Annotated in this window: 7 protein-coding genes; 3 read left to right on the top strand and 4 right to left on the bottom strand. The window is 43.8% G+C overall.

Features of this window, described 5'->3' with window-relative positions; all coding sequences use genetic code 11:
* Nucleotides 1-803 precede the first annotated feature (803 nt).
* From arcC to arcD, 4 genes are all read right to left on the bottom strand, one after another.
* Complete coding sequence (gene arcC / locus IE130_RS04525) at nucleotides 804-1,754, bottom strand: carbamate kinase (RefSeq protein WP_189582259.1); 951 nt, start codon at nucleotides 1,752-1,754, stop codon at nucleotides 804-806.
* A 238-nt stretch (nucleotides 1,755-1,992) separates the two neighbouring features.
* Entirely contained in the window at nucleotides 1,993-3,003 is a 1,011-nt protein-coding gene (locus IE130_RS04520) for an ornithine carbamoyltransferase (RefSeq protein WP_189582256.1), read from the bottom strand.
* A gap of 91 nt (nucleotides 3,004-3,094) precedes the next feature.
* Complete coding sequence (gene arcA, locus IE130_RS04515; RefSeq protein WP_189582253.1) at nucleotides 3,095-4,339, bottom strand: arginine deiminase; 1,245 nt, start codon at nucleotides 4,337-4,339, stop codon at nucleotides 3,095-3,097.
* Nucleotides 4,340-4,483: 144 nt separating this feature from the next.
* Nucleotides 4,484-5,920 carry an arginine-ornithine antiporter gene (gene arcD / locus IE130_RS04510; protein WP_189582250.1) on the bottom strand — a complete coding sequence of 479 codons (1,437 nt, stop codon included), beginning with the start codon at nucleotides 5,918-5,920 and terminating at the stop codon, nucleotides 4,484-4,486.
* Nucleotides 5,921-6,602: 682 nt separating this feature from the next.
* Here arcD and IE130_RS04505 point away from each other — a divergent pair.
* The 3 genes from IE130_RS04505 to IE130_RS04495 all read left to right on the top strand — a co-directional run bounded on the left by IE130_RS04505 (nucleotide 6,603) and on the right by IE130_RS04495 (nucleotide 11,681).
* Nucleotides 6,603-7,676 (top strand): HlyD family secretion protein, encoded by a 1,074-nt coding sequence (locus IE130_RS04505; RefSeq protein ID WP_189582247.1) that lies wholly within the window; start codon nucleotides 6,603-6,605, stop codon nucleotides 7,674-7,676.
* Between the two features lie 114 nt (nucleotides 7,677-7,790).
* Nucleotides 7,791-10,562: a ribosome-associated ATPase/putative transporter RbbA gene (rbbA, locus tag IE130_RS04500; RefSeq protein ID WP_189582244.1), complete on the top strand. Its 2,772-nt coding sequence runs from the start codon at nucleotides 7,791-7,793 to the stop codon at nucleotides 10,560-10,562.
* Nucleotides 10,563-11,681, top strand: coding sequence for an ABC transporter permease (locus tag IE130_RS04495; protein ID WP_189582241.1), 1,119 nt, complete (start codon nucleotides 10,563-10,565; stop codon nucleotides 11,679-11,681).
* Nucleotides 11,682-11,780: the final 99 nt, after the last annotated feature.

Genomic DNA, 11,780 nt, shown 5'->3' with positions numbered 1-11,780 from the left:
ATAAACGCACCAATATCGGTCTTTTTAGGAGATATTGCACTTTTTTCGCACCATGATGGTTTTTATGGTTTTCTATGCACCATCTGTGTCTGGTTAAAAAGTGACTTATACTGTCAATGTCAAATCCGTACAAACAAGCTTGGGAGATATCAATTACGCAGCTACAAGTTTTGTCAGCATAGTTCAAATGCCGATTAACTCCTTTTATTATCAAAAGATTAAATAGGTTGTTGTTGATATTATTGGCTTCATGCCTACGTTATTATATTGTGCTTAAAGGCTGGTCTAATATCAAAATGGCATCTCTGCCGACTATTAGATGTCAAAATATTATCGAGGAGATTACAAAAGAGGGGAAGATAGAGGAGGTATAGGCGGTAACCTATGTGTTAGTGATTTTCTATCAAGTCCATGGTGAGATAAAAGTGAATAGCAGTGCTTGGTGATTCATAAGTAGTTATTCATAAGTGGTTATCTACAAGCTATATTTATAGTTGCAGCTTGGCAAGATAAGCATTCTCCTAAAGTTAATGTTTACGGGATTAATAGCATAGGTCAGAATTCAGGACTATTAGAATTGTGGGTACTCCAAGTAGTACTTCCTGGCAATGTCATGGTAAAAGCCAAGCTTGAATCGACAGACCTATTCTTCATGTAACGCGGAGGGTAAGTGCTGTTATTGTTGCCACCATCTACTGCAAGGCAGACCGATAGATATCCTGCAGAGCCGCTAAACCGGTTATTTCAGGAACAACTCAAAAAATATTGTATATCGTAAAACTACGGATGAAATCGAGGAATTACTATATATTTTTCGGAGATACAGCGGCATACGTGAGGCCTTCGTACTCCGTTGAAACACGAGTACCTCCACCTCCTTCAAGTGTCTGACCAATATTGGTCAGTGAGCCGATGATGGCGGTGTTTCCAGTCGCACGCGCAAACTCGCAAGCCGCTGCAACTTTTGGTCCCATAGAGCCCGCAGGAAGATCAAGCTCACTTAAAGCATCTGGATGCGCCTGCAAGATACTTCGTTGTTTGTCAGTTCCAAAGTCTGTATAAACATACGCCACATCCGTGGCAATCACCAATAACTCACATTCAAGGCTACGGGCAAGTAACGAGGCACACAAATCTTTATCGATTACTGCCTCGACCCCTTGCAAACAGCCATCTTCATCAAATGCCGTTGGTATACCACCACCACCTGCACAGATCACAATCGCACCTTTTTCAAGCAGCCACTGTATGGGTTTCAGCTCAAATATCTTTTTGGGCTTAGGGCTTGCAACCACTCGCCTAAAATATTGACCATCGGCTTTAACAACCCAGCCTTTTTGCGCACTTAGCTTTTCTGCTTCCTCTTTTGAGTATACAGGGCCAATAGGCTTGGTTGGATTGTTAAAAGCAGGGTCTTTACGGTCGACTTCTACTTGAGTGAGTAGGGTAGCAATGGATGAGTCTCTCGGCAGGACATTCCCAAGCTCTTGCTCGATGATGTAGCCAATCATACCTTCTGTTTCTGCGCCCAAAACGTCTAATGGATAAGTATCGACTTCAGTGTAAGCCGCTCCTTGCAACGCAAGCAAACCGACTTGCGGGCCATTACCGTGAGCAATAACTAACTTGTTACCCTCCGTGACCTTGCTGATTTGTTCAACGGCCGTCTTAATGTTTTGGCGTTGGTTTTGAGCAGATAGCGGCTCTCCACGTTTTAATAAAGCATTACCACCTAAGGCAATTAGTAACCTCATGATATTTCCCTACGCATTGTCTTCAGTTAACGTCATATCAGGGCGTGTCTTCATTTCAAAAATAGTGATAAAAATGAGATAAATGGCAGTCAAACAAGAAAAATAGCGCAGATAATATCGAGATATTAGTCAGCTATTTGACGCCGTTTGGCAAGATTTAGCCACTTTTAACCTATTTAGATGACTATCGATTGAATTGAGGGCACGCCCCAGTAGCACGCGTTGCTAATGTTGTACATTAGATATTACCAAGCGCAGAGACCAGAACGGCTTTAATCGTATGCATACGGTTTTCGGCTTGCTCAAATGCGATGTTGTAAGGGGATTCAAATACCTCTTCGGTCACTTCGATACCATCTGCGAGCTGTGGGTATTTTTCAGTGATTTTTTTACCAACCTCGGTATCTGAATTATGAAAAGCGGGTAAACAATGCATAAACTTCACTTTTGGATTGCCAGTGGCTTTTATCAGATCCATATTGACTTGATAAGCCATTAGTCCGTCGATTCGCTCAGCCCAGCTCTCAATAGGCTCACCCATCGATACCCATACGTCGGTATGAACGAAATCAACGTCTTTTGCCGCCGTTTTTACATCATCGGTGATGGTAAGACGCGCACCTGATGCTTTGGCAAAGTCTGCACAAGTGGCCAAAAAGTCTGCTTCAGGCCACAACTCTTTAGGGGCACAAAGGCGTACGTCCATGCCCATCTTAGCGCCCATTAAATATAATGAGCGGCCCATGTTATTACGTGCGTCACCAAAATAAGCATATTTAATCTGATGGATTGATTTGTCGGTATGCTCACGCATGGTCATTACGTCTGCTAGCATTTGTGTGGGATGAAACTCATTCGTTAGGCCATTAAAGACAGGAATATCCGCATATTCTGCTAACTCATTGACAATCTCTTGACCGAACCCGCGATACTCGATGGCATCATACATACGGCTCAACACACGAGCGGTGTCTTTCATGCTTTCTTTGTAGCCGATCTGTGATGAGTTTGGGCCAATAAACGTCACATTGGCACCCTGATCATATGCCGCTACTTCAAAAGCACAACGAGTGCGGGTTGAGGTTTTCTCAAAGATTAGCGCAATATTTTTGCCTAAAAGATGCTTTTGTTCTGTGCCTGAGTATTTTGCTCTTTTGAGGTCACGAGCCATATCCAAAAGATAGGTAAGCTCACGTTCACTATGATGCATAAGACTCAGCAGATCACGGTTGTGAAGATTGAAACTCATGATGGTTCCTTAATTTTTGGTGTTTTTTTATATTGGTTCATATGATCAAATGATCTTTGAGTAATTAATAAGACTATAAAGTATCGATTTATCAATCAGCTGGATCGCGAATGATAGGACAGGTCATGCAGTGACCACCACCACGTCCACGGCCCAGCTCGGAGCTTGGAATCGTAATCACTTCAATGCCTTGTTTGCGCAGTAACGTGTTGGTATAAGTGTTGCGGTCATAAGAGATAACAACGCCTGGCTCAAGGGCAAGGACATTATTACCATCATCCCATTGCTCACGCTCAACTTCGTAGCTATTGCCGCCTGTCTCGACCACTCTTAATTTATCGACCCTTGCGGCTTCTTCTACCACTTTCAAAAAATGTCTGTCATCTTCGCGCACATCTATACCGTGTGGCTTGCTTTCATCAGGACGAATATGAAAAGTCGTAATATGATCTGTCACTGCTGGAAACACATTGACCAAATCAATATCGCAAAACGTAAATACGGTGTCCAAATGCATCGCAGAACGTTGCTTAGGTAGGGCCGCTACGATGACATGGTCAACCGAACCATCGATGAATAAAGTTTTGGCCAGTCTGGTAATCGCTTGTTGTGACGTTCGCTCACCCATACCAATCAGCACGGTTTTGTTGCCGATAGGCATGACATCACCACCTTCTAAACTACAGCCACTGAGATCTTCTTCAGTGTCATCCATCCAAATTTTGAAATCAGCGCCTTTAAAGTCTGGATGAAATTTATAAATAGCAGAAATAAGGAGCGTTTCTTGCTGGCGAGCGGGCCAGTACATCGGGTTAAGCGTCACGCCGCCATATATCCAGTTTGAAGAATCGCGAGGGAACTGAGTGTTTGGCAGTGGTGGCAATACAAACTCAGTCGTACCTGAAAGTGCGGATAATTTTTTGAGTGACGCCCCAATATCATTCGGTAACTCTTCAGTGGTGACACCACCAATTAAAAATGAGGACAGTTTCTTGTGCTCAAGTTTGGTCAACCAATCTCTCACTTCGCCCGCCAATAAAGTACCGACATGATTGTCAGTGATTTTGTGATCCATAATCCACTGCATGGCATCACTATTATCAAGGGTTTGTGCGAGCAGTTGATGCATCTCAACCACCTCAATATCGCGATCTCGCATCTTCGTGACCATATCATAATGATCACTTTTGGCCTTGCTCACCCACATGACATCATCAAACAATAAATCATCACAGTTTTGCGGTGTCAGTCTTTGATGGGCAAGACCTGGAGAGCACACCATAACTTTATGTAATTTACCGACTTCTGAATGAACACCTAAAGACTTGTCAGACATTTTTGTATCCTTATGCGGTTTGGGTGCAAGTATCTCACCACTGTTTAGAGGACGAACAATCTGAAAAAAGCAACTGATATGAAAATTACGACGAACGGATTTTTCTGGTGATTACAAATGAAAGCGCTTTATTTAGTATGGTCGTTACAAGCTTAACGTACCGCTGTACAGGCCATAGGCTGCATAGATGGCACTGACAGTAATGACTGCAAGCACCACTTTTTCGGCTGTATTGAACAGCTGATACTTGTGCTCTCTGCGTGCTTTTATATAGAGAACCACACCAGGAAGATACAATAAAGCGGATAGTAAAAAGTACTGAATACCAGCGGCATACAACAGCCAAATACTATAAAACAGCGCGGTTAACCCAATAATAATGTCTTTTGTGGCGCTCTCGGATGCTTTGTAACCCTCTTTGCGATAGGCCACCAAAAATCCATAGGCAGCAGAAAAGAAATAGGGAATCAAAATCATGGAAGTGGACAGATAAAAAATATTGTTATAAGTGCTTTTACTAAAGTAGGTGATGACTAAGAATAATTGTGTCGCTGCAGAAGACACCAATAGTGCATTTACTGGCACATCAACGGCATTTGTTTTATAAAAGAACTTCGGCATGGTTTCGTCTTTGGCGGCAACGAACAAAACTTCAGCACAGAATAGCGTCCAAGCCAATAAACCACCGAGCAGCGAGACGACCAAACCTACTGAGATAAAGGTAGCGCCCCACGGGCCAACGGCATACTCTAGCAAATAAGCCATCGACGGGTTTTTCATCGCTGCAAGCTCAGGGAGTGATCTAACACCCATCGCTAAAAAGTTAACCAGCATTAATAGTACTAACGTAAAAATGAATCCCAATACGGTGGCTTTGCCAATATCAGAGCGTTTTTTGGCACGTGCAGAATACACACTGGCCCCTTCAATACCAATAAATACCCATACCGTCACCATCATCATGTTTTTAACTTGATCAGGGACTGACCCTAGATCCGTCTCTCTGCCCCAAAAGTCGCTATTAAAAAGATCCATATTAAAGACCGTAAAAATAATGACAATAAAGGTGAACAGCGGTATCACTTTGGCGATGGTGATCAACGTATTGACTGAGGTAGCCGTCTGGATACCTTTAGTAATCATGAAGTTATATGCCCACAATAATACAGAGGCACCCACCAATGCAGTCAGGGTATTGCCATCTCCAAACACATTAAAAAAATAACCCAGCGTACTAAATATCAGCACATAGTAACTGACGTTACCCAACCAAGCAGAGAGCCAGTAGCCCCATGCAGAGTTGAAACCCATATAGTTACCAAAACCTGCCTGTGCGTAGGCATAGACCCCACTGTCAAGCTCAGGTTTACGATGTGCTAAATTTTGGAACACGAAGGCAAGCATCAGCATACCAACGCCAGTGATTACCCAGCCAATCAATGAGGCACCAGGGCTTGCGGTTTCAGCGATGTTTTGCGGCAATGAAAAGATACCACCGCCTATCATAGAGCCTACGACAAGAGCAATGAGTGCGGTAAAGTTTAGATTTTTCTCGGATGGATTATGCGTTGTTTCAGACATGGTGACGACCTTTTATTCTCTAATTGAGAAATATATGAAAGCAACAAAATAGATTTGGTCTTGAAGAATATTTAAAAACAGTATTTACTATATAAAAACCACAATATTAGCATGGAATATTGTGGTTTTGTTAGCTCAATGGCCATCATTAAAAATATTTATGTATCTATACCAGTTAAATAACTGTGATAACTCATGATAAAAATGTTTGCTATGGCAGCAGTGTTTGTACAACTAGTATCCTGAGTCGGTCAAAAAACTTGCAGAATTATATTAAACGAATTATAAGATGCTCAAAATAAATGCAGTTTCTGATGGTGTATTGAGGTGGTATCGAGTACCATAACCACAATAAAATTATGGATTTATTGGTATTTCTTACTAGGTCGTGTCCTAATCGGCCCAATATCTGATGAATCCACTGTATGCCGAACATCTTATATAAATCACTCACCATTCCGCCTTGGTGTAGAAATTGTCTTGTGCCCACACAGCGCCAATATTGCCAGTCATCGTGATCAACACGAGATGTGCTTGATCTGATTTCCTATATTCAACACGCCCTATACTAAAAAATCATTAAAATTTTTAAATTGAGGACATGCCCTAATACGGTTAAAAGACGTATGGGTTGGTTATTTTCTGTTTTATTTCCGCATATAAATAATATATAGGAACCGTTATGAAGAAAGCATGGGTTTTGATTCTATTGCTTGTCGTGGCCGCTGCTGCCGGTTGGTATTACTGGCAACAGCAGCAACTTGCACAAGCCTTACCACTAGGAATAGTAAGCTCAAACGGTAGGCTGGAGCTTGAGCGGTTTGATATTGCTAGCCTTTATCCAGGCAGAGTTGAGCAAATGCTGGTGGCGGAAGGGGAAGATGTCGATGTCGATCAGCTGCTTGTTAAGCTGTCTTCCTCGCAAAGCGAAAGTCAGTTAGTAGCGGCACAGGCAACCGAGCAGCGCGCACATGAAATGGTGTCACAGGCACGGGCGGGTCGTAAGCAAGGAGAGCAGGCAATGGCGCGTGCCAACGCCCAAATTGATGCGCAGATTGAACAGCAAAAAGTAGCCAAAATGGAGTTGGATAATGCCCGCAAGATGCGCCGCGAAGATTTGGTTTCAGACTCAGAAGTGACCAAACGCCAAGCGGCATACAATGGCGCGGTTGCGGTCGTGCAAGCGGCTAGAGCAGCGTACGCAGAAGCGCAGGCAGCCGTTCAACAAATCGATGCTCAAGTAGCGGAAGCAAATGCTGGCGTCAATCAGGCCAAAGCTCAAGAAAAATCTGCCGCATCGATGAATGACGATATGTTGATACGCAGCCCTAAAGCTGGCCGCGTGGAATACCGAATTGCTGAGGTTGGTAGTGTGATTGCAGCAGGCAGCAAAATGGTCAGCCTGCTAGATACAGAGGATGTGTCTATGAATCTTTTTTTACCTAATGGGCAGATGAGTGGCTTACAAGTCGGTAATGACGCGAGAGTCGTGCTGGATGGTCTGGATAGTGTGTGGCCAGCAAAAGTATCGTTTATTGCGTCACAAGCACAATTTACGCCCAAGTCAGTGGAAACGCAGAACGAGCGCGAAAAGCTCATGTTTAAAGTGCGTATCAAGTTACCTGTTGAGGTAGCCAAAGAATACAAAGGCCTACTCAAGGGCGGCATGACAGGTAATGGTTATGTGCGTAGCAATACCGACGTAGCATGGCCGAGCAATCTTGCTATAAACCTTCCCAGAAAAGGCCAATCCTAATTTCTCACGTTCGAGTATGACAGCAGAAAATGACGTCATAAATTATTCAGAGGGTTTTACAACCGAAGAGTTATCTTTATGAATAAATTAACGATACAAACTGAGAGATAACGTATGGATAGCCAACATACCGCCGTTGAAATTAACACTGTGTCGCATACATATGGCAAGACGGTTGCTCTTGATAATATTTCCCTAAATATTTTACAAGGGAGCACCGTTGGACTAATTGGTCCTGATGGTGTCGGAAAATCAACGTTGTTGTCTCTTATTGCAGGGGTCAAGGTCATTCAAAATGGCTCCGTGCAAGTATTCGGTAAGGATATGGCAGAAAAATCTGCACGTGAGGCGCTGTCAAAACATATCGCCTTTATGCCACAAGGCTTAGGACATAATCTTTATCCAACCCTGTCAGTATATGAGAACGTGGAATTTCATGCGCGACTGTTTGGATTGAATGCACATGAGCGCCATGTACGAATAGCCCGTTTGCTTGAGGCAACTGGGCTAGCACCGTTTCCTGATCGTGCGGCTGGCAAGCTATCGGGCGGAATGAAGCAAAAACTGAGCTTATGCTGTGCATTGGTGCACAATCCTGACTTACTGATTCTGGATGAGCCAACCACAGGGGTAGACCCTTTATCACGCCGTCAATTCTGGTCATTAGTGGCCTCGCTACAAGCTGAACGTCAAGAGATGACGGTCATCGTGTCGACAGCCTATATTGATGAAGCCAAAAATTTTGAATACCTGCTAGCGATGGATGATGGCAAGCTCTTAGCCAATCAGCGGACGCAAACCGTTATGACAGAGCTGAATGTCACGTCACTTGAAGAAGCCTACATCAAGCTATTGCCACCAGAGAAACAAACAAATGCAGGCGCATTGGTTATCACGCCATTTGTTCCTGATCCTGATGCACCGCCCGCTATTGAGGCAAAAAACCTAACCAAGCGTTTTGGAGACTTTACAGCGGTTGATAATGTCAGCTTTTGTATTGAGAAAGGTGAGATTTTTGGTTTTTTGGGGTCTAACGGTTGTGGTAAATCGACCACGATGAAAATGCTGACTGGATTGATTGATAAAACAGAGGGTTCAGCCAAATTACTGGGTCAATCTATCGATGCAAATGACATAGCGACAAAAATGCGTGTCGGCTATATGTCGCAGTCTTTCTCGCTTTATGAAGAATTGAGCGTACGTCAAAATTTAGAGCTGCATGCAACCCTTTATCAAATAGAAGGAGAGCGTGGACAGCAGGCCGTAAAGGATGCATTAGATAAATTTGACCTCAGTGCCGTGGCGGATACAGCGCCAGCCTCGTTGTCACTGGGTATCCGCCAACGATTACAGCTGGCAGCGGCTTGTCTACATCATCCCGAAGTATTGATTCTGGATGAGCCAACCTCAGGTGTCGATCCTGGTGCTCGTGATATGTTTTGGCGACAGCTATTGACGCTTTCACGAGAAGATAAAATCACGATATTTATTTCTACTCATTTTATGAATGAGGCCAGTCGATGCGATCGCATCTCTTTTATGCATCGTGGTCGCGTGCTGGTCGTTGGTACACCGACAGAGCTGACACATAATAAACAAGCAGAGGACCTCGAAGAAGCCTTTGTAGAGTATCTGCTCGAAGATGAAAAAAATGACACTGAACCCACCAGCCAAAACGACACGACTGAAAATACGCCAGCAGAATCAGCGATCATAGCGTCTGAACCTGATAGTCAAACCGACAAAACCGACACGCTTAAGTATTGGTTTGCCACTGTTTGGACATTTGCCACGCGCGAATTTAAAGAGCTATTACGCGATAAAATCAGGCTGTTCTTTGCTATCGTTGGGCCCATTATTTTGATGGTCATGACTGGTTGGAGTATCTCGTTTGATGTGCACGATTTACCTTATACCATACTGGATCAAGATCACTCTGCACAAAGTCGACAGTTGACGGAGTACTTTTCGGGCTCAGAATATTTTACATCTACGTCACCCGTAGACTCTATAAAGGCCGCTGAATACGCGCTTAGAAGCTCTGAGACGCAATTGGTCATTGATATTCCAGTGGATTATGGACGTGATTTATTGGCCAATAGACAACCAGAAGCGAGCTTTTATATTGATGGGACAGTGCCATTCAATGCGGCCAATATTGAGGGCTATGTAGGAGGGATTATGAGGATATATATCAAAGACCTTCTTCAAGATACTGGCTTGGCTATCGACTTAGACCCTGCCGCTGAAGTGGTTCCACGCTTTATGTATAACCAAGATTTCAAAAGTGTGAACGCGGTCATTCCCAGTGTGCTAATGATGATACTCATGTTGATTCCGGCAATGATGACCACGCTGGGTGTGGTACGTGAGCGTGAAGTTGGCTCGATATCAAACCTCTACACATCACCAGCCAGTGTGCCTCAATACCTACTTGGAAAACAGCTACCTTATGTCGTTCTGGGACTGATCAATTATCTCATACTTGTGCTCATGGCCATATTTTGGTTCAAAGTGCCCATAAAAGGCTCTTTTTTGGCGATGTCTTTTGGCGCATTGCTGTTGGTCTATGTGTCTACAGGACTGGGGCTTTTAGTGTCTAGTTTGGTTCGCACACAGGTTGCCGCCTTGTTTGTCACAGCCATCGTCACTCTGATACCCACCATTAACTACTCTGGGTTGTTGTACCCGCTCTCTAGTATGGACGGCATCGCTTATGCCATTGGGGTCGGGTTCCCCGCATCTTGGTATCAGCGTATCAGTATTGGCGGGTTTACTAAAGGACTGAGTTGGTCCAGTTTTTTGACGGAGTACATGGTTTTGACCGCTTTTGCCTTGGCATTTATCACATTTGCCTCTATTTTCCTGAAAAAGCAGGAGGTATAAGTGCAGACTTTTAAAAATATCTGGACGTTGACCATCAAAGAATTACGCAGTCTGTTTGGAGACAAGATACTGTTTCTCATGATTGGCTTCGTGTTCTCTGTCACTATTTATACTGTGGCAGAAGGCATCAATACGGATGTACGCAATGCGCCTGTCGGTATTATAGATTTAGACCGTACAGCCCTGACCAGACAAATTCGAGATGCCCTACAACAACCTTACTTTCTGCCTCCTGTCGATGTGAAACGCGAAGATGTCGATGAATTGATGGACAAAAGCAAGCTTATTTTTGTATTGGAGTTTCCACCTGAGTTTGAACGGGATGTGCTGGCTGGACGAAAACCGCAAGTTCAGCTGTTAATTGATGCCACCACCATGACTCAAGCAGGTATTGGGCAAGCCTATATTCTCCAAATATTTAATCAGGAAGTGAGTGATTTTTTAAAACAAGCCGATCCACCGTTATTGGTCAAGCCAGTACTGAACATGATATTTAACCCAAACGGAGACAGCTACTGGTACACACCAGTTATGGAAGTCTGCAATATGATTGCGCTCTTGGCAATAGGGTTGTCCGGTGCTGCCGTTATCCGTGAACGCGAACGTGGCACCATCGAGCATCTGTTGGTGATGCCAGTCAATACAACAGAAATCGTGATTTCAAAAATACTTGCCAATAGCTTGGTGATTTTATGTGCCTCCATGTTATCGATGGTTTTTGTGGTCCAGTATCTGCTTGGCATTCCCATTAACGGGTCGCTGCTTTTATTCGGTAGTGGTGTGGTCGTGTATCTGTTCTCCATATCTTCTCTCGGCATTATGCTATCAACCATGGCACCGAGTATGCCGCAGTTTGCCTTATTGATGTTGCCTGTCCTAGTCGTATCATTACTCTTATCTGGCTCTATAGCACCGCGCAGCAATATGCCCGAAGCGGCACAAATGATAAGCGAGTATTGGCCCACGACTCAGTTTGTCAGCTTTACTCAAAATGTTTTATTCCGTAATGCTGGCTTGGACATTGTTTGGCCTGAGCTATTAGTCATGACAGGTATCGGCGTCGTGTTTCTTATTTTTGCTTTAGTACGATTTAAAGCGATGCTTGAAAAGCTAGGATAATGTGCAAAACAGGCTGGCCCAATTTGGCTCAATAAAAGCCAGTCATATGTATACCGATATCCTAAGAGACGTCCTAGGGCGTGTTTGATATTCGACCAT

The sequence above is a fragment of the Psychrobacter glaciei genome (genome assembly GCF_014652895.1).
Taxonomy (GTDB): domain Bacteria; phylum Pseudomonadota; class Gammaproteobacteria; order Pseudomonadales; family Moraxellaceae; genus Psychrobacter; species Psychrobacter glaciei.
This window is presented reverse-complemented; position numbering and strand designations above follow the sequence as displayed.

Bases quoted from the DNA above. Each gene is read 5' to 3' on its own strand.
- arcA (WP_189582253.1), bottom strand. From the start codon at position 4,339: ATGTCTGACAAGTCTTTAGGTGTTCATTCAGAAGTCGGTAAATTACAT.
- rbbA (WP_189582244.1), top strand. From the start codon at position 7,791: ATGGATAGCCAACATACCGCCGTTGAAATTAACACTGTGTCGCATACA.
- IE130_RS04505 (WP_189582247.1), top strand. From the start codon at position 6,603: ATGAAGAAAGCATGGGTTTTGATTCTATTGCTTGTCGTGGCCGCTGCT.
- arcC (WP_189582259.1), bottom strand. From the start codon at position 1,754: ATGAGGTTACTAATTGCCTTAGGTGGTAATGCTTTATTAAAACGTGGA.
- IE130_RS04520 (WP_189582256.1), bottom strand. From the start codon at position 3,003: ATGAGTTTCAATCTTCACAACCGTGATCTGCTGAGTCTTATGCATCAT.
- arcD (WP_189582250.1), bottom strand. From the start codon at position 5,920: ATGTCTGAAACAACGCATAATCCATCCGAGAAAAATCTAAACTTTACC.